We start from the raw sequence: 21,702 nt of genomic DNA, 5'->3' as shown, positions 1-21,702 counted from the left end.
AGGAGCAGTCTATGGATTGGGATAAACTGCGCATTTTTCACGCCGTCGCAGATGCGGGCAGTTTGACACATGCGGGGGATGCCTTGCATCTGTCGCAATCCGCTGTCAGCCGCCAGATCCGCGCGCTGGAAGAAACGCTTGGCGTCACGCTGTTCCACCGCCACGCCCGTGGTTTGATCCTGACCGAACAAGGCGAGCTGATGTTCGACGCCACATCTTCGATGAGCAAGAAACTGGAGTCGACCGAAGCCCGCCTGCGGGATTCAGAAGATGAAGTATTCGGCGAACTGAAAGTAACAACCTCTGTCGGCTTTGGTTCTTTGTGGTTGTCGCCTCGCATGGGGCGGCTTTACGACCGGTATCCAGATCTTAAGATTGATTTGATGCTGGAGGAACGGGTGCTGGACCTGCCGATGCGCGAAGCCGACGTTGCGATCCGCATGAAAGAGCCGAGCCAGGCCGATCTGGTCCGCCGTCGCCTGATGGATGTGAACATGCGGTTCTACGCCACCCAGCCCTACCTTGATAAATTCGGCACGCCTGAAAGCTTTGAAGAACTGCGCTCGCACCGGATCGTCAGTCAGAACCTCACAGCGCAGCAAGTCACAGCCAGCCTGAACTGGATTCGTCCTATTCTCGCAGGCGAACACCTGTCCCACCTGACCGTCAATAACTACTTTGGCGTCTTGCAAGCGGTGCTGTATAATGTGGGCATCGGGTTGTTGCCAAGCTATGTCACAGTAGACTTCCCGCAACTTATACGTGTTCTGCCAGATGACCAAAGCCATCAAGTTCCCGTCTATCTGGCCTACCCGGAGGAGCTTAGGCACTCTAAAAAGGTCGCGATCTTCCGGGATTTTGTGCTGGAAGAGATTAAGGCTGACAAGAAATTGTCACAAATTTAGCACCGCAATTCAATGAGCTAAGGAGAAAACGCCGCGGTGCCGGAACAGCTATGCGCAAAACGCATGACGGATATGCAACGTATGTGTCCTTTTTACACTTGTCGTTAACACTTTCGATTTATATCTTACTCATGAAGGCGGACGGTTGAGCAAATGTTCTCGTTCATCTTCACCTCCCTGTTGGACTAAAGGCCGAGCATCTGCTCGGCCTCTTTTTTTGCGTCGCGCCTTTTCTCAACTAGAAATGCTGTTGCACTGTTATTGTCGCAAAGGTCTATTGCGCGGTCATAGGATTGCACCGCTAAGGAATGACGCTTTGCACGATGATAAAAGGCGGCCCGCGCTGCGTGATAAGGTTGATACTCTGCCAGTTCTACGTCCAAATCCTGACTGGACTGTAAGGCTGCCTCCGGCCCGTCCACATAAGAGAGCGCCACACAGCGGTTGAGTTTGACAATGGCCGATCCGTCGAACTGTACCAACAGATCATAAAGGCCCAGTATTTCATGCCAACGTGTTGTATGAAAATGAAGGGCCTCTGAATGCACCGCCTGTATCGCCGCTTGAAGCTGATATGGCCCCAAAGAACCGCGCAGCAGTGACGTTTCAATTAACTTTATCCCCTGCGCGATCATTGGCTGGTCCCATGCCGTGCGGTCCTGATCCTCTATCGGGATCAGCGCGCCGTCCGGTGTGGCGCGGGCATGCCTGCGTGCGTGGATCATCAGCATCAGCGCCAGCAATCCGTCTACCTCGGGTTGATCCGCGCGCAGTTCGGCAATCAGCTGCGCCAAGAAGATCGCCTCCTCGCACAGATCGACGCGGATCTGGCGGTCCCCTTTGGTGGCGGCGTACCCTTCGTTGAAAATCAGATAAATCACGCTCAGGACCGAGTTCAATCGCTCTGCCCACTGGTCGCCCTCAGGGATTCGAAACGGCACACCGGATTTGGCGATCTTGTGGCGCGCCCGCACAAGGCGCTGTGCCATTGCGGGTTCGCGGTCCAGAAATGCGCGGGCGATTTCAGCGGTCGTCAGCCCCCCAAGCGTGCGCAGGGTCAGGGCAATGCGGGTTTTCGGATCAAGCGCAGGATGGCAGCAGGTAAAGATCAACCGCAAGCGTTCGTCTGGAATTTCCTGTTCGGATTCTTCCTCCGCGTCTGCCTGATCCAGCTTTAGCAGATGCGCGTATTGCGCTGATTTGTTGTCGAAATTTCGCGACATTCGCAGACGGTCTATCGCTTTACGCCGCGCAGTTTGCAACAACCAGCCCGTTGGATTGGCCGGAATCCCAGAGCGCCGCCAATGGACCAGCGCCGAGGCCAGCGCGTCTTGCATACTGTCCTCGGCCAATTGGAAATCCCGCAAATTCGCAATCAGCGCGGCCAGCAAACGGCCACGGCTGTCCTGTACAACTTCGCTCAGGACAGCGTGAACCATTTTATCCGGTGCAGCCAGCGGCCTAGCCCAGATCCATTATCGGGCGGACCTCTACGGTGCCATATCGCGCGGCGGGGATCATCGCGGCGTATTTGATCGCTTCGTCCAGATCGGCGCAATCAAGCAGGTAATAGCCGCCCAACTGTTCCTTGGTTTCCGCAAACGGCCCGTCCATCGTTTCGGTTTTTCCGTCGCGGATACGGATCGATGTTGCGGTCGCCACATCTTGCAGCGCATCGCCTGAAACCATGACCCCCGCATCGATATAGGTCTGATTAACCTTGTTCCACTCCTCCATAGAGGCGGCAAATTCCGGCGTGCCATAGTCGGGGTTTGATCCGGGGGCTGAATAGATAAGAGCAAGATATTTCATGGTAAGTCCTTTCGGGTTAGCCGAGTTTGGTCAAACTCGGGGTGGAAAATCAACAAAATGCTGTGTGGGTTAGCCAGAGAAACGAGCCAGCAGGATCAGGGCGACAGAGATCAGGATCGACAGATGCGTCCCTGCCCCGCCAATTATGCGCAGCGGTTTGGTGGCGATGTCGGGGTGCATTCCAAATGGTTGAACCAGCCGCGCGACAACCAACAAAAGCCCCGCCACATTCAGCGCGATGCCATTTGCGCCGCTCAGTTCTGCCAGCGCCATGACGATCAACGCCATCGGAACAAATTCAACGAAGTTTCCGTGTTGCCTGATCCGCGTCGCCAGCGCCATATCATCGCCGTGCAGGATCGAAACACCGGAACTGGCCCGCCCTTTAATCACGTAATAGGTTAGCGCGATCAGCATGAGCGCCAGAATTGCAGCATATAAAGATGTTATGGGTAAGGGCATGTAAGCCTCCGTCAGTAGGGTTTGATACTTAAATGACGAACGGGACGGGCCAGAATCGACAGAGGCGCACAAATAAATGCGAAAATATGCAGGCTGCGGCAGTTTCGGGTCTTTCGCCAATGACAGGGTTCCAGTAGAACGCCCTCGAAAACCACGCGCATTGGGACAGCACATCATGACCGATCCGGCAATCACCGAAAAACTCATCAAAGATCACGGCCTCAATGCGGAAGAATACCAGCGTATTCTCGATCTGATCGGGCGGGAACCGACGTTCACTGAACTCGGCATCTTTTCCGCCATGTGGAACGAGCATTGTTCCTACAAATCTTCCAAAAAATGGCTGCGCACCCTGCCGACCGAAGGCCCCCAAGTGATCTGTGGTCCGGGTGAAAACGCCGGTATCGTGGACATTGGCGATGGCCAGTGTGTGGTGTTCAAAATGGAAAGCCACAACCACCCGTCCTACATCGAACCCTATCAGGGTGCAGCCACGGGCGTTGGCGGCATTCTGCGCGATGTGTTCACCATGGGCGCGCGCCCGATTGCGGCGATGAACTCTCTGTCCTTCGGAGAGATCACGCATCCGAAAACCAGATCGCTGGTGTCCGGAGTTGTTGAGGGTGTTGGCGGTTATGGCAACTGTTTCGGCGTGCCTACCGTGGGCGGCGAGCTGCGCTTTCACAAAGCCTATAACGGCAACTGTCTGGTAAACGCTTTTGCCGCAGGTCTGGCCGATACGGATGCGATTTTCTACTCCGCCGCGTCAGGTGTCGGGATGCCGGTTGTGTATCTGGGCGCAAAGACAGGCCGTGACGGTGTTGGTGGCGCAACCATGGCCAGTGCGGAATTCGACGACACGATTGAAGAAAAACGCCCGACCGTTCAGGTTGGCGACCCGTTCACCGAAAAACGCCTGATGGAAGCAACGCTGGAGCTGATGCAAACCGGTGCTGTGATCTCCATCCAGGATATGGGCGCAGCAGGCCTGACCTGTTCCGCCGTTGAGATGGGCGACAAGGGCAACCTTGGTGTGCGTCTTAACCTTGAAGACGTGCCGATCCGCGAAGACAGTATGACCGCCTATGAAATGATGCTGTCAGAGTCTCAGGAACGGATGCTGATGGTTCTAAAACCCGAACTCGAAGCCGAAGCAAAGGCCGTGTTTGACAAATGGGACCTTGATTTCGCAATCGTCGGGGAAACCATTGCCGAAGACCGCTTCCTGATCATGCACAACGGCGAAGTCAAAGCCGATCTGCCACTAAAGGCCCTGTCTGGCACGGCGCCGGAATATGACCGTCCGTGGGTGGAAACCCCAGCGGCAGCGGCCGTGGCGGATGTGCCTGCGGTCAATCCGGCCGAGGCGCTGCTGACGCTGGTATCTTCCCCCAACTACGCCTCGCGCGCTTGGGTGTATGAACAATACGACACGATGGTTATGGCCGACACGGTCAAACGTCCGGGATCGGATGCGGGTGTTGTGCGGGTTCATGGCACGCCAAAAGCGCTGGCTTTCACCTCGGATGTGACGCCACGCTATTGCAAGGCCAACCCCCATGAGGGCGGCAAACAGGCGGTGGCCGAAGCCTATCGCAACCTGTGTGCGACAGGGGCCAAACCATTGGCCACAACAGACAATATGAACTTTGGCAATCCCGAAAAGCCCGAGATCATGGGCCAGTTCGTCGGCTGCATCCACGGCATCGGCGAAGCCTGTACCGCGCTTGATATGCCGATCGTTTCCGGCAACGTCAGCCTTTATAACGAAACGGACGGCGTTGGCATTCTGCCCACCCCGACCATTGGCGCTGTGGGTCTGCTGTCCTCTCTGGACGAACTGATCGGCACGCAGGCACAGGACGGCGACGCGCTGGTTCTGATCGGCGAGACTTCGGGTCATCTGGGCCAGTCTGCCCTGTTGAAGGAGGTGTTTGATCGTGAAGACGGCGATGCGCCCCATGTTGATCTGGAAAAGGAACGGGCTGCGGGCGAATTTATTCGCGCGGTTCAGGCCAAGGGTCTAATCAATGCGGCGCACGATCTGTCTGATGGCGGTCTCGCGCTGGCGGCGGCGGATATGGCGTTTGCCTCTGATTGCGGCGTGACGTTGAAAGACGGGGATGCCGGCTGGTTCTTTGGCGAAGATCAGGGCCGCTACCTTATCGCAACCGCCGATGCGCAAAGCGTGCTGGATGCAGCCAGCGCGGCAGGGATCGTTGCGGAAAACATCGGCAGCTTTGGGGGCAATGACATTACGCTCGGGTCAGAGTCCCTGCCCGTGTCAACCGCCCGCGCCGGATTTGCGGAGTGCTTGCCAAAGGTGTTCGGCTGATCCACAAAGACGCCAAACACCGTTAAACGGTACAACGACACAAGAGGAATACGCCATGCCCATGTCCGCCCCAGAAATCGAAGCCTTGCTACGAGAGTCTTTTCCAACAGCAGACATCACCGTTCAAGGGGATGACGGTGTGCATATGGCAGCCCATGTGGTGGCCGAGGAATTCGCCGGCAAGAACCGTGTTGCACAACAGCGCATGGTCTATGCGGCGCTGAAGGGCAAAATGGATGGCCCTTCCGGCGAATTGCACGCGCTGGCCCTGACCACCAAAGCCAAAGAATAAACGCAAACGCGCCGGTTCGTGGCGCAGATGTGAACCGCCCGTGCCATTGTAATTCGCCAGTTCACTGATATATGGTCTGGCAAACGCGGCACTCCGCAGCAAGGATACTTAGAATGACAGACGCAAACGCACAAATTCAGGAAACCGTGGACAACAACGATGTGGTTTTGTTCATGAAGGGCACTGCCTCTATGCCACAATGCGGGTTCTCCTCGCGGGTGGCTGGCGTGTTGAACTACATGGGCGTGAATTTCGCTGATGTGAACGTTCTGGCCGATGATGCAATTCGTCAGGGGATCAAGGATTACTCTGATTGGCCAACCATTCCGCAGCTTTACGTTAAGGGTGAATTCGTGGGCGGTTGTGACATCATCACCGAGATGACCCTTTCGGGTGAGCTGGACACATTGTTTGACGAAAACGGCGTGACCTACGACAAAGACGCGGCCGCCAAGATCCGCGAAGCCAACGGCTGATCCGGTTGGTGCCTAGCACCGATTTCAGGAACGTCCCACAATACAAAAAACGCCGGAAGATGATCTCTTCCGGCGTTTTTAATTTGGTAACAATGACTTGCGTTAAGCTTTAGTCCTGTTTTTGCAGACGTTCAGCGGCCTCTTCCATCCGCTTAACCATCGCCTGCATCACTGACACAGCGGAGTCTTTGGCCGCGCGGGCTTCTTCCACTTTGGCATCGGCGTCATCGGCACGTTTTCCGGCGTCATCCGCTTTGGACTGTGCTTCTTCCAACTTGGCTTCGGCTTCTTTTGCCCGCTCTTCTGCCGCGTCGCGCGCGGATTTCAGTTCGACAAGCACGGCCTCGGCGGCTTCCCGTTCGGCCTTGGCGTTCTCCGCTTCAGAGCCTGCAGAATGGGTTTGCGATTGCATTTCGGCCAGTTCAGCACGCAATTCGGCCAGTTCGGCCTGCGCTGCACCAAGCTGCGCTTCGGTTTTACGGGCCCGCTTGATCACGGCTTCGTCTTCAGCCGAAAGCCCTGCTTGTGGGGCTGGTGTTTGTTTCAGTTGATCTTCTAGGCTGGCGGTTTTATCCGCAAGCATCAGACCGGACATCAACAGCATCCGCGTTTCAGGCATCCGACCAAGCGCCTCGTTCAGCGCGCTGGCTTCATTGTCCAGCATAAGCGCGGCAGATTGCAGGAAATGCTCTTCTCCGTCGCGACAGGCGACTTCGAAATCCCGTCCGCCGATGGATACTCTTACTTCAGCCATATTAATTGCCCTCCACGAGAGGCGTCATTCGGGCGAGAATCCCGTTTACTTCTTCAAGATCCACATCGCGCTGTTCCTTGATCTGGTTCAATTCTGCCTCTAGCGAGGCATTGATCAGATCGGCATCACCAACGTGTTCTTCATTCTGTTTGCGCAAACCGCTGTTCAGCTTTTTGAGGTGCTTGTTATACTGGCGCGCCTTGGTGAGATTGTTCTCATTCGTTGCACGCGCCTTGTCCAGCGTGTCGATTTGCTTGACCAGCGCAACCCGCTGGTTCTCCGCCTTCTCGACCGCCGCCTTACGTTCTGCTTCCACTTCGTCGATGCGCGCTTTGGCTTCATCGAGCGCATCTTGCGCCGTGGTCAGTTCTTCTTTCAGCCGTTCGATTTTGGCAGCCTGTTCTTCAAGCTTTTCCGCGTCTGCACTGTTTTCTGCGGCATCCTCGAAAACCGCCAGCGCTGCATCAAAACGCGCCTGAATCTTAGGAAATTGTGTCATCATTTCACCTACTGCTCGTATCTGACAGCCTATCAACTGCTCGCGAATCATTTTTATGGGGCCATTATGACCATTTTCCTAGTGGAAAAACAATTCGCTGCGAAAGAAAGCTGATGTAAACGCATTTCAATCGCTTGACCAACCTTGCTGAGTTGCTATCACAGGGCAGCAAATCCCCTAGCGCACCCCCCGAAGAAAGGGCCTTTCGTGGACATTTCAGAGCTTAAGACCAACCATCCCGACCATTGGAAAAAAGCCGCAGCCTTGCGCATTCTGGCAGCCGATGCTGTTCATGCCGCGGCCTCCGGTCATCAGGGCATGCCGATCGGTATGGCCGACGTGGCCACTGTGCTTTTTGAGAAACACCTGAAGTTTGACGCCGCCAATCCTGATTGGCCGGATCGGGACCGCTTCATCTTGTCCGCCGGTCACGGCTCCATGCTGCTTTATGGTCTGCTGCACCTGACGGGCTATGAAGACATGACCATGGATGAAATCCGCAATTTCCGCCAGTGGGGCGCGAAAACGGCAGGGCATCCGGAATACGGCCACGCCAAAGGGATCGAAACAACGACTGGTCCTCTGGGTCAGGGTGTTGCCAATGCTGTGGGCATGGCGATGGCTGAACAGTCCATGGCCGCACGGTTCAACAAATCGGTTGTGGATCACTATACTTACGTGATCGCGGGTGACGGCTGCTTGATGGAAGGCATCTCCCACGAGGCAATTGGCCTTGCAGGCAAACAAAAGCTCGGCAAGCTGATTGTTCTTTGGGATGACAACAACATCTCTATCGACGGCAAGATCGAACTGTCTGATATCACTGACCAGAAAAAACGCTTCAAAGCTGCCGGCTGGTCTGTATTTGAGTGTGACGGTCACAACCCTGATGAAATCGACGCGGCACTGACAGCGGCGAAGAAGACTAACACGCCGTCTATGATCGCCTGCAAAACCACCATTGCGGTGGGTGTTGAAGGGGTACAGGACACCAGCGCTGGCCACGGTTACGCCATCAAAGGTGACCAACTGGAGCAGATGCGTAAGTTCTACGACTGGCCTTACCCTGCGTTTGAAATTCCAGAAGACGTGAAATCCGCATGGGAAGCCATCGGGTCGCGCGGAAACGAAGAATTTGCTGCTTGGAACGAACGTCTGACGGAAATGTCCGACAACCGTCAGGCCGAATTCGACCGCGTTATCAGCGGCACACCGCACAAGCGCCTGTCTGCTGTGATCAAACAGCTCAAGCGCAAGGTTTCCGAAGAGCAGCCAAAGAAGGCGACACGTGCGTCGAGCCAGATGGCGCTGGAAGTGATCAACCCGATCATGAAGGAAACCATCGGGGGGTCTGCCGATTTGACCGGATCGAACAACACGCTGACCGATGGTCTGGACTGGTTTGAGCCGGGCAACCGCAAAGGCCGCCATGTGGCTTACGGTATCCGTGAGCACGGTATGGCGGCAGCAATGAACGGCATGGCGCTGCACGGCGGCGTGCGTCCTTATGGCGGCACGTTCATGTGTTTTACCGACTACGCCCGCCCTGCCATGCGCCTTGCCGCGCTGATGGGTGTACCTACGGTCTTTGTGATGACCCATGACAGCATCGGTCTGGGCGAAGATGGTCCAACCCACCAGCCGGTTGAACATCTGGCGATTTCCCGTGCGACACCGAACACTTGGGTCTTCCGTCCTGCGGATACAGTGGAAACGGCGGAAGCTTGGGAACTGGCGATGTCGTCAGAGTCCACGCCTTCCGTACTGTCCCTGACCCGTCAGGGCGTTCGCACAGTGCGCACCAAGCACACCAACAAGAACATGACCGCCCAAGGCGCCTATGTTCTGGCCGAGGCCGAGGGCAAACGTCAGGCAATCCTGCTCGCCACCGGTTCCGAAGTGGAAATCGCACTGGACGCCCGTGAAAAGTTGCAAGCTGTCGGGATCGGCACACGGGTTGTGTCCATGCCGTGCTGGGAACTGTTCGAAGCACAAGACGAAGCCTACCGCCGCAAGGTTCTGCCTGCTGGTCCGGTGCGCGTCGGGATTGAGGCCGCAGCCCGCTTTGGCTGGGACAAATGGCTAACGGGTGAGCGCGGCAAAGCCAACAAAGCGGACTTCGTTGGCATGGAAAGCTTCGGTGCCTCCGCACCCGCAGAGGAACTATACGCCAACTTCGGCATCACCGCCGATGCTTTGGCCGAGAAAGTAAAAAACCTGCTTTAACGTTAACATCGTACTTTAACGTTAACATTGCTCTTATCAGAGACGCCCGAAGGTTCCCTTTCGGGCGTCTTGCGTTTACGCGGTTCTTAACGAGTGGTGGGCCATTCCGCACACCGCATCTTTTTCGGACTTTAGGAGAATACCATGGCTGTAAAAGTTGCCATCAACGGATTTGGCCGCATCGGTCGCTGCACATTGGCCCACATCATTGAAAGCGGACGGGACGATATCGAAGTCGTTGCCATCAACGCAACCGGACCTCTGGAAACCACTGCGCATCTTTTGAAATATGACAGCATCCACGGCCGTTTCCCCGGTGACATCACATTGGGCGAAGGCACCATGAACGTTGGCCGCGGTGACATGCGGATGTTCTCTACTTATGCTCCTGAAGAACTGGACTGGTCCGGTGTCGATGTGGTTCTGGAATGCACCGGCAAGTTCAACAACAAGGGCGCTTCCGAAGTTCATCTGAAACAGGGCGCGAAACGGGTTCTGAACTCCGCCCCTGCGAAAATGGCCGACAAGACAATCGTTTACGGTGTGAACCACGAAGATCTGACGGCCGAGGACCTAATCGTGTCCAACGCTTCCTGCACCACCAACTGCCTTGCCCCGATTGCCAAAGTGCTGAACGACGCCATTGGCATCGACAAAGGCTTTATGACGACAATCCACAGCTACACCGGCGACCAGCCGACGCTGGACCGTCGCCACAAGGATCTCTACCGCGCCCGTGCCGCCGCCATGTCCTTGATCCCGACCACAACAGGTGCCGCCAAAGCGGTTGGTCTGGTGCTGCCGGAACTGGAAGGCAAGCTTGATGGTTCTGCGATCCGCGTTCCAACACCGAACGTGTCAGCCGTGGACCTGAAATTCATCCCAGTGCGCGACACTTCCGTAGAAGAAGTCAACGCAGCGATGAAGGCCGCAGCCGAAGGTCCGATGAAGGGCATTCTGGAATACGGCGACGAACCCACTGTTTCCATTGATTATAACCACAACACCCACTCGTCGAACTTTGCATCGCTGCAAACCACGGTGATGGGCGGAAACCTTGTGCGCGTGCTGTCTTGGTACGATAACGAGTGGGGTTTCTCTTGCCGTATGGCCGACACGGCTGTAGCAATGGGCAAACTTATTTGACGGGCCGCGCTGCCCGTTTTCCCAACGGGCGGCCGCGACCATGAATAACACTGTAGCGATGATTTTGGGCCTGTGCCTTGTGGCACTGGTGGTGATAGATATTCAGTTCAACGAAGCCGAATACCTTATCCTTTGGGGGCGGGAATTGCTGCGGCTCATCGACTGGATAGCTTTTTGGCGATAGGAAATTTGATGACCTGGAAAACTCTCGACGCACTTGACCTTGCCGGAAAGCGGGTGCTGACCCGTGTGGACATCAACGTGCCTATGGCAGACGGCAAAGTCACCGATGCCACTCGGATCGAACGCATTGTTCCGACAGTCAAGGAAATCACCGAAAAAGGCGGGCGTGTGGTGCTGCTGGCCCATTTCGGTCGTCCCAAGGGCCAGAATGTACCGGAAATGTCGCTGGTGCACCTGATCCCTGCCCTGTCAGAGCATTTCGGTCAAACCGTGCAGTTCACCCACGACGACACCTATGAAAGCGTTGTGGCCCAGACCAAGACCCTGAACAACGGCGATATTCTTCTGGTGGAAAACACCCGTTTCTATCCCGGCGAAACCGCTAACGATCCCGAGTTCGCTGAGAAAATGGCCGCCTTTGGCGATATCTACTGCAATGATGCCTTTTCAGCAGCCCACCGCGCCCATGCCTCGACCGCTGGGGTCGTGACCCATCTGCCCGCCTGTGCGGGTCGTTTGATGCAGGCCGAACTGGAAGCGCTGGAAAAAGCACTTTCCACCCCGACCCATCCGGTTGTAGCGGTTGTTGGCGGCGCGAAGGTTTCCACTAAACTGGACCTTTTGGGCAATCTCATCCCGAAAGTGGACCAGATCATTATCGGCGGCGGCATGGCCAATACGTTTCTAGCAGCCCAAGGCGTGAATGTGGGTAAATCCCTGTGCGAGCATGACCTGCTCGACACCGCGCGCAAGATCATGGCCAAGGCTAAAGACGGCAACTGCGAACTGGTTTTGCCGGTTGATGTGGTCACCGCATCGGAGTTCAAAGCCGGTGCTGATGCCCACACCTGTGACGCAGACGCCTGCCCTGCGGATCAGATGATCCTTGATGCCGGACCGAAATCTATTGCGCGGATCAAATCCGTGCTGGACGCTGCCAAAACGCTGGTCTGGAACGGACCGCTTGGCGCGTTTGAAATCCCGCCGTTCAACACCGGAACCGATGCCGCTGCGCTGCATGCCGCAAGCCTGTCCAAAGCCGGACGCCTTGTGTCTGTTGCAGGCGGGGGTGACACGGTGGCCGCGCTGAACACCAGTGGCGCTGCGGATGATTTCAGCTATATTTCCACCGCCGGTGGCGCTTTCCTTGAATGGCTGGAAGGTAAAACCTTGCCCGGCGTTGCGGCTCTCGAAGCTGCAAACGACTGATAAAAAACAACAAACGACCAACAGAACGGACCCAGATATGCCAAACTCTGCAATGACCGAAAAAATGCAATCCGGCGCAGGCTTTATCGCTGCCCTCGACCAAAGCGGCGGGTCCACCCCCAAGGCGCTGGGGCTTTATGGTGTGAAAGAGGACGCTTATTCCAACGACGACGAAATGTTCGACCTGATCCACGGGATGCGCGCCCGCATCGCCCAGGCCCCTGCCTTTACCGGCGATAAAGTTATCGGTGCGATCCTGTTTGAAATGACGATGGACCGCGAGATTGCAGGCAAACCCACTGCGACCTATCTGTGGGAAGAGCGTGGCGTTGTACCATTCCTCAAGATCGACAAAGGTCTGGAAGACGAAGCGGATGGCGTGAAGCTGATGAAGCCGATTGGCGGTCTGGACGCAACGCTGACCCGCGCCGTGGATGCGGGGGTTTTCGGCACCAAAATGCGTTCCGTGATTGATGCGGCGTCGAAAAGCGGCGTTGAAGCTATCGTAGCCCAACAGTTCGAGGTAGCCGCGCAGATCTACAATCACGGGCTGATGCCAATCATCGAGCCCGAAGTCACCATTTCCATTGCAGATAAGGCCGAAGCCGAAGATCTGCTGCTGTCCTCGATCATACGCCATCTGGAAAACCTGCCCGACGGCCAGCAAGTCATGCTGAAGCTGACCCTGCCGGAGACTGCAAATCACTACCAGCCGCTGGTGGATCACCCTGCTGTTATGCGTGTGGTGGCCCTGTCTGGCGGCTATTCACGGGATGAGGCGAACGCCCGCCTCTCCAAAAACAACGGTATGATCGCAAGCTTTTCGCGTGCACTGACCGAAGGCCTGTCGGCCGACCAATCCGACGAGGATTTCAACAAGACCATCGCAGCGACCATCGACAGCATCTGCGAAGCGTCCAACGCCTGTTGATTTTCTGAACGGGGCGGCGGCCGCAATGCCGCCTGCCCTGTTCCCTACCTGTTCCTTAAAAAACTCACACAGCGATTCGTTTTGGGATTCACATCTGGATTCCCTTGACCTATAGTCGGTCCACAACCCGTCACAAGAACGGGTCATGAGGTGAGTCAGTTTTGATACAGCAAGGTAAAACAGGGGCGGCGATTGGCACGGTGATGCTTTTCATCACAGCATTCCTCCTGTCTGCGTATTTCGTCTTTGCTGCTGTGCAAGGTGACTACGGCCACTTCCGCCGTGTGCAAATCGAAGCGGATGAGGCCGCTTTGAAACAGCAACTGGCACAACTCCATGCAGAACGCGCAATCCTACAGAACAAGACCCGGCGTCTTTCAGACAGTTACCTCGATTTGGATCTGCTGGACGAACGGGCCCGCAAGGTGCTCGGCATGGCAAGAGGGGATGAAATTATCATCCAGTAACACCCGTCATTTTCCCAAGGTGCAAAACGAATTGACCGCTGTTCCCAAGACAGCGGTCTTTTTTTGCGCTGCGTTAACGGGGCGAGCGGCATGAATTTGCATCCTGTCCGGACACCGAAAATAACACGTGTAATTTCTTAGAACATCCATTATAATATAGTTTAATATTAAACCATTTCGGAGACCCCTCATGGCCGCAGCCAAGAAATCATCCAAATCCAACGTCTCGGCAGAAGAGCTTATGAGCCACTACCGTGAAATGTTGATGATACGAAGGTTTGAGGAGAAGGCAGGACAACTTTACGGCATGGGCCTGATTGGCGGGTTTTGTCACCTGTACATCGGGCAGGAAGCGGTTGTTGTTGGGTTGGAATATGCGGCTAAGGAAGGCGACCAGCGGGTCACATCCTACCGCGATCACGGCCATATGCTGGCCTGCGGGATGGACCCCAAAGGCGTGATGGCTGAATTGACAGGGCGTGAAGGCGGCTATTCCAAAGGGAAAGGCGGCTCCATGCATATGTTCTCTGCGGAGAAACGATTTTATGGCGGCCACGGCATCGTAGCAGCACAGGTTCCCATCGGTGCCGGTCTGGCGTTTGCCAATAAATACAAGGGCACCGACGATGTGTCTTTTGCCTATTTCGGTGATGGCGCCGCGAACCAGGGTCAGGTCTACGAGACGTTCAACATGGCGAGCCTGTGGAAACTACCTTGCATTTTTGTGATTGAAAACAACCAGTACGCAATGGGCACATCCCTTCAACGGGGCTCCTCCACACCGGAGCTTTACACCCGAGGCGAGGCTTTTGGCATTCCGGGCGAAGCGGTTGACGGGATGGATGTACTGGCCGTGAAAGAAGCTGGCGAGCGTGCCCTTGCCCACTGTCGCTCCGGTGAAGGCCCCTATATCCTAGAAATGAAGACCTACCGTTATCGCGGGCATTCCATGTCCGATCCGGCGAAGTACCGCACGCGGGAGGAAGTGCAAAAGATCAAATCGGAAAAGGACCCGATTGATCACGTCCGCGATCTGCTGGTCACTGGCAAACACGCCAGCGAGGACGAATTGAAGGCCATTGACAAAGAGGTGAAGAAGATCGTCTCAGAGGCAGCTGACTTTGCCACCGAGAGCCCTGAACCCGCGCTCGAAGAACTTTACACTGACATCTACGCTTAAGGAATATAAACATGGCAATTCAAATACTTATGCCCGCCCTTTCGCCAACGATGGAAGAAGGTACTCTGGCCAAATGGATGGTGAAGGAAGGCGACACCGTTGCTTCTGGTGACATCATGGCTGAAATCGAAACCGACAAGGCCACGATGGAATTCGAGGCAGTTGACGAAGGCGTTATCGGCAAAATCCTGATCGAAGAAGGCACCGAGGGCGTCAAAGTAAACACCCCGATTGCGGTGCTTCTAGAAGACGGCGAAGATGCCTCTGCCGCTGATGATCTGGGCAGCAAAGCGGATGCCGGTTCTGATACGGACGACACTGATAATGGCGACGATGCTGGCGAAAGTGACGTCAGCACCAAACCCGCTGCACAAGCCGCTGGCGACATGCCAGAAATTGAGATGGAAAACATCCCCGAAGGCACCAAGTTCAAAAAGCAGACCGTGCGCGAAGCCATTCGTGATGCAATGGCCGAAGAAATGCGCAACGCGGATGAGGTGTTCCTCATGGGCGAGGAAGTGGGCGAATATCAAGGCGCCTATAAGATCAGTCAGGGATTGCTGGAAGAATTCGGCCCGCGCCGCGTGATCGACACGCCAATTACCGAACACGGGTTCGCAGGTATCGCTGTGGGTGCGGCATTTGCCGGCCTGCGCCCCATTGTGGAATTCATGACTTTCAACTTTGCCATGCAGGCGATTGACCAGATCATCAACTCTGCCGCCAAGACGCTGTATATGTCGGGCGGGCAGATGGGGGCTCCGATGGTGTTTCGTGGTCCGAACGGTGCAGCGGCCCGTGTAGGCGCACAACACAGTCAGGATTACGCCGCATGGTATGCGCAAATTCCCGGCCTGAAAGTGGTGATGCCGTACACCGCTGCGGATTATAAAGGTCTGATGAAATCGGCGATCCGTGATCCCAACCCGGTGATCTTTCTGGAAAACGAAATCCTGTATGGCCAGTCTTTCGACGTGCCAGAACTCGATGATTTCACTGTGCCAATCGGCAAGGCGAAAATTGCACGCGAAGGGGATGACGTGACCATCGTATCCTTTGGCATCGGCATGAAATACGCGCTGGAAGCAGCCGATGCGCTGGCCGAGGAAGGCATCAAGGCCGAAGTGCTCGACCTGCGCTCCCTGCGGCCGATGGATACCAATGCAATCGTCAAATCTGTCAAGAAGACAAACCGGTGCGTCACCGTAGAAGAAGGCTTCCCTGTCGCCTCTATCGGCAACTACATCAGTTCGGTTTTGATGCAGCAGGCGTTTGATTATCTTGATGCGCCTGTCATCAACTGTACTGGCAAGGACGTTCCCATGCCCTATGCCGCCAATCTGGAAAAACACGCGCTTATCACCACCCCCGAGGTGATCGAGGCTGTGAAATCCGTAACCTACCGCTAAGGAGACAAACACATGGCTATAGAAATCCTCATGCCCGCTTTGTCCCCCACGATGGAAGAAGGCACGCTGGCCAAATGGCTGGTTAAGGAAGGCGATACCGTTGAAAGCGGTGATCTGCTGGCGGAAATCGAAACCGACAAGGCTACGATGGAATTCGAGGCGGTGGACGAAGGTGTCATCGGCAAGATTTTGATCGAAGAAGGCAGCGAGGGCGTGAAAGTGAACACTCCCATCGCCGTTTTGCTGGAAGACGGGGAGGACGCGGATGCCGCGCCCGAACCAAAGGCGGAGAAGACAGCAGAGAAGGCAGAAGAGCCGGAATCTGCGAAAGCGCAAGATGCACCTAAGAGCGAGGCCGCGACAGCCGCTGCGCCCCCTGCCCCGAAGAAAGATGGCGAACGGATTTTCGCGTCTCCTCTGGCGCGGCGCATTGCGGAAACCAAAGGGTTGGATCTGACAACGATCAAAGGCTCTGGTCCCCGTGGTCGCATTGTGAAAGCTGATGTGGAAAGTGCCCAGAAATCGGATGCTCCTGCCCAATCCAAAGCAGCCGGATCAGCAGCGCCTGCCCCTGCGCCAGCAACATCGGCGGACAGCGAAACCGTCAAGAAGATGTATGCAGAGCGGGAGTTTGAGGAAATTACCCTCAACGGCATGCGCAAAACGATTGCGGCCCGTCTGACCGAGGCAAAACAGACGATCCCCCATTTCTACCTGCGTCGCTCCATCAATCTGGACGCGCTACTGAAAACCCGCAGCGAGATTAACGCAGGGCTGGCGGACAGCGGTGTAAAGCTTTCGGTCAACGACTTTATCATCAAGGCCGGTGCGAAGGCGCTGCAGGACGTGCCGGATTGTAATGCAGTCTGGGCCGGTGATCGCATCCTTAAGATGAAGGCCAGCGATGTGGCGGTGGCCGTTGCGATTGAAGGTGGTCTGTTCACGCCGGTCATTCAGGATGCGGAAGCCAAAACGCTCGGCGTGATTTCCGAGCAGATGAAGGATCTTGCAACCCGAGCCAAGGATCGCAAGCTCGCGCCCCATGAATATCAGGGCGGCAGCTTTGCGATTTCCAATCTGGGCATGTTCGGGATTGAGAACTTCGACGCGGTGATCAACCCGCCTCATGGTTCCATACTGGCGGTGGGTGCCGGACAGAAAAAGCCGGTTGTGGGGCCAGACGGTGATCTGACGATCGCTACGGTCATGTCGGTAACACTCTCGGTGGATCACCGCGTTATTGACGGCGCGCTTGGGGCGCAGTTCCTTGCAGCGTTTGCTGGTTACATCGAAAAGCCGATGTCCATGCTGGTCTAAACGCCTTCGGGCGGGTTCAATCACAAAAAGCAAAAAGGGCGCCGGAACATTCCGGCGCCCTTTTTGATGTAAGGTTTGTTAGAGGTCGATGCCTTAGTCTGTCAGGGACAGGGCAACAAATCGGGGTTCACCTTCGCGGTGGACCAGCAGTAGGATGGATTTACGGCCCGCGTCATTAGCAGCTTTCAGCGCGTCTGTCACATCCATTGGCGTGGTAACAGGCTTCTGCCCAACCTCTGAGATCAGATCGCCAGCCCGCAACCCTTTGGTAAAGGCATCAGAGGATTCATCGACGGACAGCACAGCGACACCACTGGCAGACGCGTCCAGTTCCAGTTGGCTTCGCAACTCCGCTGTCAGCGCGGTAAAGCGCATGCCCATTGCTTCCTCTTCACCACTTGTCTCTCCCTTATCAACCACTGGGACAGTCGGATCACGCTCTGCGTCTTCACGGCGACCCAGTATCACCTTCAGGGTCGTTGTTTTACCATCGCGGAAAACAACGACGCGGACGGCCTTGCCCACTTCAGCATTACCCACCGCACGGACCAACCCACGGGTGTCCGAAACTTCTTTACCGTCAAAGTTCAGGATCACGTCACCAGCCAGAATACCCGCTTCCTTCGCAGGACCTTCGGGAACATTGCTGACCAAGGCGCCTTTCACAGCGTCCAGGCCGACCGCATTGGCGATGTCTTCGTCCACGTCCTGTATCTGCACGCCAAGCCAGCCGCGACGGGTTTCGCCGTATTCCTTCAGTTGCTCCACAACTTTGGTCACAACATTAGAAGACATGGCAAAGCCAAGACCAATGGAACCACCTGTGGGCGAGATAATCGCAGTGTTCACCCCGATCACGTTCCCGTCCATATCAAACAGCGGCCCACCGGAGTTGCCTTTGTTAATCGCCGCATCGGTCTGGATGTAGTCGTCATAGGTGCCCCGCAAGGACCGGTTACGAGCCGAGATAATACCAGCAGAAACAGAGAACCCCTGCCCCAGCGGGTTGCCGATGGCCAGCACCCAATCGCCAACGCGCGACACGTTGCTGTCCCCGAATGCCACGAACGGCAGCGGCGCAGAGGCTTCGACTTTCAGCAATGCTATATCGGTTTTCGCATCCGTGCCGATCAATTTAGCGTCCAACAGAGGACCGCCGTCGAACAGTTCGATCTGGATCTCGTCAGCACCATCAATGACGTGGTTGTTGGTGACGATAAAGCCGTCAGCAGAAATGATGAAGCCGGAGCCAAGGGCCGAAGCGCGGCGCTGGCGTTCTTCGCCGTCACCTTGGGGGCCGAACAAGTCGGGAAACAATTCTTCGAGGGGCGAGCCACGGGGCGCACGGGGCATGGCAGGTAAATTGCGCCCTGCAACCATCGTACTGGTGGTAATGTTAACCACCGCCGGGCTTAGGCGTTCGGCCAATTCTGCAAAGCTGTCCGGCGCACCACGCGCGGCGGCGCCAAGCGTCTGGACGATCAGGAAGGCCAGCGTCACCAAGGCTCCGGCGGCATATGCCATCACGGAGTTTCGGGTCCTCGCAGGCTGTGCTGCTATTGCTTTCATTGTGTTCTCCTCAATTCACTATGCGCTCGGAACGACTGCTCGATAACCGGCGTTTTTCCTGCTTCAGTGTCCCTAGCTTCGCGCAACAATGCAACGGCTGGGGCTGCAACAAAAGGTGAAACTTCCGTGAGCCGTTTGTGCTCAACTTAATGCCGATCGTCAGGATTTCACCCTTTTGAACCGGATAGTTTTAAAATTGGATTAAATTTCCACGTTTCGAGTTCGTCGATGGGTGGAATTGAACAGGAGCCAGCGCTTAAAAGCTGCGCGCCAGCCAGACCAGTGCGACCCCAAAGGCCAGCATGGAAAGGCCAATGGCCCGTTTCTGATTTCGGCTCAGGGTCGCGAGGAGCTTTACCAAATCCTCCAAACGCAGAGGGGCCAGTGCAAGCACCAGCCCCTCGATCGCGGCCATCAGGCCGAGCGCCATAAGCAGATCGCGCATTATTGCCCGATTGCCGGTGTTTGACCCGCAGATGCAGACCCTTCAGTCCCAAGCCCGTTTTTCAGATAGTTGAAAAACTCGCTGTTTGGCGACATCACCATCGAGGTGTTGTTTCCGACGAGGGATTTTTCATATGCGGACAGCGACCGGTAAAACGCAAAGAACTCTTCGTCACGGCCAAAAGCGCCTGCAAAGATCGCGTTACGCGCTGCGTCGGCTTCACCACGAATGATGTCTGAATTCTTCTGTGCTTCGGACACAGTTTCGACAACAGTCCGGTCTGCCTGCGCCCGAACCCGCTGCGCGGCCTCGTTACCACGGGCGATTTCATCTGCGGCTTCCCGTTCCCGTTCCGCACGCATCCGCTCAAACGTGGCCTCAAGGTTTTGTGTCGGCAGGTCGGCCCGTTTGATCCGAACGTCTACGATTTCGACGCCAAGGGACGCGGCCTCACTACGGGACTGGTCCCGAATCCGGTTCATCAGGGATACCCGATCCGCAGATAGAACCGCACCGGATGTCACACTGCCCAGCACTTCGCGCAGCTCTGCGTTCAAGATGCGTTCCAAACGCGGACGTGCGCCGTCCACACCACCAACACCTACCGCGCGGCGGAAGGTCTTGGCATCGCTGATCCGCCAGCGGGCGAACGCATCAACCACCAAACGACGGTCATCCAAAGGCGTAACCTCAAGCGGTTGGGTGTCCATCGCAAGGATACGGTCATCGTATTTGATGATCTCGTGGAACATCGGGATTTTGAAGTAGAGTCCGGGATCAGTGATCTCGGCAGTGACCTCACCGAACCACAGGCGCAGTACCTTTTCACGCTCGTCCACGATGTAAACCGCGCTCGACAGGATGATCAGGATAACGGCAAGGACCGGTAACAGAAATTGCAAACGCTTCATTGATCTGCTCCCCCGCGTGATTTGTTAAGTTCGTTAATCGGCAGATACGGTACAACGCCCTGTCCGCCTTGGGCACTGTCATCAAGAATGATCTTGTCAACATCGCCCAGCACCCGTTCCATAGTCTCAAGGTAAAGACGTTTGCGGGTAACTTCAGGGGCTTTGGCGTATTCGTCGTATACCGCTACAAAACGCGCGGCTTCACCTTCAGCCTGATTTACCTGCTGTGCGCGGTAGCCTTCGGCTTGCTCTAGCAACTGGGCTGACTTACCACGGGCCTCCGCGACAACGCGGTTTGCATAAGCATCGGCCTGTTTTTCCAGTGTATCGCGGGTCTGTTCAGCGGCTTGCACTTCGCGGAACGCGTCAATCACTTCTTGTGGAGGGTCGGCTTTGTCAAAGTTGATCCGCACAATATTCATACCACTTTCGTAGCTGTCCAAAGTCGCCTGAATAAGTTCCTGCAACTCCTGCGCAATCGCGCCACGGTCACGGTTCAAGATCGGTGCGAGGTTGGAACGGGCGATAATTTCACGCATAGCGGATTCAGATACCGCACGAATGGTGTTTTCCGGATCGCCAAGGTTAAACAGATATTTCCGCAGGTCGCTGATGTTCCAAACAACTTGGAAATCAATGTCCACGATGTTTTCGTCACCCGTCAACATCAGGCCACTGTCTCCGCGAGTGCCGCGACCAACGCCGATGTCTTCGGTGTTTTCGCGGGTCACAGCGCGAATTTCCTTGGTTACAAACGGCCAAGGCGCAAAGTTCAGACCCTCTTCGCCGGTTTCCACGTATTTGCCGAACAACAATTCTACCGATTGTTCCGAGGTGTCCACGCGGTAAAAGCTGGCAAACGCCCACATCGCCAAGGCGACAAGCAGGACGATACCAATGGTCCCCCGTCCGACGCCGCCCCCTGGAAGACCGCCACCCGCATTGCGGTTGGATCCGCCACCGTTGCCGGATTTTCCGCCCATCAAAACGCGAAGCTGTTCCTGCCCCTTGCGCACGATTTCATCGATCTCGGGCATTTGCGGCTGGTTGCCGCCGGTGGGTCTACGACCGTTGTCGCTACCGCGATCCGGCCCCTTGTTATCGTCTCCGCCGCCGCGATTTCCACCGCCGCCGCCGCCCCAGGGACCCCCTGAATTGTTTCCTGCCATGTTAC

At 56.0% G+C, this 21,702-nt stretch carries 22 protein-coding genes; 13 read left to right on the top strand and 9 right to left on the bottom strand.

From position 1 onward, the window contains the following. Positions 1–11: 11 nt before the first annotated feature. Positions 12–905 carry a LysR family transcriptional regulator gene (locus tag IEX10_RS04040; protein WP_188671123.1) on the top strand — a complete coding sequence of 298 codons (894 nt, stop codon included), beginning with the start codon at positions 12–14 and terminating at the stop codon, positions 903–905. 185 nt (positions 906–1,090) lie between these two features. Here the strand turns inward: IEX10_RS04040 and IEX10_RS04035 are convergent, their stop codons facing one another. From IEX10_RS04035 to IEX10_RS04025, 3 genes are all read right to left on the bottom strand, one after another. Then, the gene (locus IEX10_RS04035; protein WP_188671121.1) at positions 1,091–2,344 is read right to left on the bottom strand and encodes an RNA polymerase sigma factor; all 1,254 of its coding nucleotides are present in this window, start codon (positions 2,342–2,344) and stop codon (positions 1,091–1,093) included. A 22-nt stretch (positions 2,345–2,366) separates the two neighbouring features. Further along, the gene (locus tag IEX10_RS04030; RefSeq protein WP_188671120.1) at positions 2,367–2,717 is read right to left on the bottom strand and encodes a YciI family protein; all 351 of its coding nucleotides are present in this window, start codon (positions 2,715–2,717) and stop codon (positions 2,367–2,369) included. A 69-nt stretch (positions 2,718–2,786) separates the two neighbouring features. Continuing rightward, positions 2,787–3,179, bottom strand: a complete 393-nt coding sequence (locus IEX10_RS04025) for an MAPEG family protein (RefSeq protein WP_188671118.1) — start codon at positions 3,177–3,179, stop codon at positions 2,787–2,789. A 175-nt stretch (positions 3,180–3,354) separates the two neighbouring features. Here IEX10_RS04025 and purL point away from each other — a divergent pair, with 175 nt between their 5' ends. The 3 genes from purL (at position 3,355) to grxD (ending at position 6,282) form a co-directional block, all read left to right on the top strand. After that, positions 3,355–5,514: a phosphoribosylformylglycinamidine synthase subunit PurL gene (purL, locus tag IEX10_RS04020; RefSeq protein WP_188671624.1), complete on the top strand. Its 2,160-nt coding sequence runs from the start codon at positions 3,355–3,357 to the stop codon at positions 5,512–5,514. A gap of 55 nt (positions 5,515–5,569) precedes the next feature. Further along, positions 5,570–5,806 carry a BolA/IbaG family iron-sulfur metabolism protein gene (locus IEX10_RS04015; RefSeq protein WP_188671116.1) on the top strand — a complete coding sequence of 79 codons (237 nt, stop codon included), beginning with the start codon at positions 5,570–5,572 and terminating at the stop codon, positions 5,804–5,806. 113 nt (positions 5,807–5,919) lie between these two features. Beyond that, the gene (gene grxD / locus IEX10_RS04010) at positions 5,920–6,282 is read left to right on the top strand and encodes a Grx4 family monothiol glutaredoxin (RefSeq protein WP_188671114.1); all 363 of its coding nucleotides are present in this window, start codon (positions 5,920–5,922) and stop codon (positions 6,280–6,282) included. 109 nt (positions 6,283–6,391) lie between these two features. On the opposite strand, the gene IEX10_RS20150 is transcribed toward grxD, so the two are convergent. Together IEX10_RS20150 and IEX10_RS04000 are read right to left on the bottom strand one after the other, a co-directional pair. Then, positions 6,392–7,036, bottom strand: a complete 645-nt coding sequence (locus tag IEX10_RS20150; RefSeq protein ID WP_188671112.1) for a cell division protein ZapA — start codon at positions 7,034–7,036, stop codon at positions 6,392–6,394. Position 7,037: 1 nt separating this feature from the next. Further along, positions 7,038–7,535 carry a hypothetical protein gene (locus tag IEX10_RS04000; RefSeq protein ID WP_188671110.1) on the bottom strand — a complete coding sequence of 166 codons (498 nt, stop codon included), beginning with the start codon at positions 7,533–7,535 and terminating at the stop codon, positions 7,038–7,040. A gap of 207 nt (positions 7,536–7,742) precedes the next feature. On the opposite strand from IEX10_RS04000, the gene tkt reads away from it, so the two are divergent. The 9 genes from tkt (at position 7,743) to IEX10_RS03955 (ending at position 17,603) form a co-directional block, all read left to right on the top strand. Then, positions 7,743–9,761: a transketolase gene (tkt, locus tag IEX10_RS03995; RefSeq protein ID WP_188671108.1), complete on the top strand. Its 2,019-nt coding sequence runs from the start codon at positions 7,743–7,745 to the stop codon at positions 9,759–9,761. A 144-nt stretch (positions 9,762–9,905) separates the two neighbouring features. Continuing rightward, positions 9,906–10,907, top strand: coding sequence for a type I glyceraldehyde-3-phosphate dehydrogenase (gene gap, locus IEX10_RS03990; protein WP_188671106.1), 1,002 nt, complete (start codon positions 9,906–9,908; stop codon positions 10,905–10,907). A gap of 40 nt (positions 10,908–10,947) precedes the next feature. Beyond that, on the top strand, positions 10,948–11,091 hold the full coding sequence (locus IEX10_RS03985) for a hypothetical protein (RefSeq protein ID WP_180957712.1): 144 nt from the start codon (positions 10,948–10,950) through the stop codon (positions 11,089–11,091). Positions 11,092–11,099: 8 nt separating this feature from the next. Further along, positions 11,100–12,299: a phosphoglycerate kinase gene (locus tag IEX10_RS03980; protein WP_188671104.1), complete on the top strand. Its 1,200-nt coding sequence runs from the start codon at positions 11,100–11,102 to the stop codon at positions 12,297–12,299. 37 nt (positions 12,300–12,336) lie between these two features. Next, positions 12,337–13,230, top strand: coding sequence for a fructose bisphosphate aldolase (locus tag IEX10_RS03975; protein ID WP_188671102.1), 894 nt, complete (start codon positions 12,337–12,339; stop codon positions 13,228–13,230). A 203-nt stretch (positions 13,231–13,433) separates the two neighbouring features. Further along, positions 13,434–13,697: an FtsB family cell division protein gene (locus tag IEX10_RS03970; RefSeq protein WP_188671622.1), complete on the top strand. Its 264-nt coding sequence runs from the start codon at positions 13,434–13,436 to the stop codon at positions 13,695–13,697. 190 nt (positions 13,698–13,887) lie between these two features. Then, complete coding sequence (pdhA, locus tag IEX10_RS03965; protein WP_188671100.1) at positions 13,888–14,877, top strand: pyruvate dehydrogenase (acetyl-transferring) E1 component subunit alpha; 990 nt, start codon at positions 13,888–13,890, stop codon at positions 14,875–14,877. An 11-nt stretch (positions 14,878–14,888) separates the two neighbouring features. Further along, positions 14,889–16,286 carry a pyruvate dehydrogenase complex E1 component subunit beta gene (locus tag IEX10_RS03960; RefSeq protein ID WP_188671098.1) on the top strand — a complete coding sequence of 466 codons (1,398 nt, stop codon included), beginning with the start codon at positions 14,889–14,891 and terminating at the stop codon, positions 16,284–16,286. Between the two features lie 12 nt (positions 16,287–16,298). Then, positions 16,299–17,603, top strand: a complete 1,305-nt coding sequence (locus IEX10_RS03955; RefSeq protein WP_188671096.1) for a pyruvate dehydrogenase complex dihydrolipoamide acetyltransferase — start codon at positions 16,299–16,301, stop codon at positions 17,601–17,603. A gap of 93 nt (positions 17,604–17,696) precedes the next feature. Here the strand turns inward: IEX10_RS03955 and IEX10_RS03950 are convergent, their stop codons facing one another. The 4 genes from IEX10_RS03950 to hflK form a co-directional block, all read right to left on the bottom strand. Continuing rightward, positions 17,697–19,172 carry a Do family serine endopeptidase gene (locus tag IEX10_RS03950; protein WP_188671094.1) on the bottom strand — a complete coding sequence of 492 codons (1,476 nt, stop codon included), beginning with the start codon at positions 19,170–19,172 and terminating at the stop codon, positions 17,697–17,699. Positions 19,173–19,428: 256 nt separating this feature from the next. Further along, a complete protein-coding gene (locus IEX10_RS03945) occupies positions 19,429–19,617 on the bottom strand; it encodes a DUF2065 domain-containing protein (protein ID WP_188671092.1) in 189 nt (62 codons plus the stop codon). Beyond that, positions 19,617–20,528: a protease modulator HflC gene (gene hflC, locus IEX10_RS03940; protein WP_188671090.1), complete on the bottom strand. Its 912-nt coding sequence runs from the start codon at positions 20,526–20,528 to the stop codon at positions 19,617–19,619. The genes IEX10_RS03945 and hflC overlap by 1 nt, the downstream gene beginning before the upstream one ends. Beyond that, positions 20,525–21,697, bottom strand: coding sequence for an FtsH protease activity modulator HflK (gene hflK, locus IEX10_RS03935; RefSeq protein ID WP_188671089.1), 1,173 nt, complete (start codon positions 21,695–21,697; stop codon positions 20,525–20,527). The genes hflC and hflK overlap by 4 nt, the downstream gene beginning before the upstream one ends. Between the last annotated feature and the right edge of the window lie 5 nt (positions 21,698–21,702).

It is taken from the genome of Neptunicoccus cionae, from assembly GCF_014643735.1.
In the GTDB taxonomy this organism is placed as follows: Bacteria; Pseudomonadota; Alphaproteobacteria; order Rhodobacterales; family Rhodobacteraceae; genus Amylibacter; species Amylibacter cionae.
This window is presented reverse-complemented; position numbering and strand designations above follow the sequence as displayed.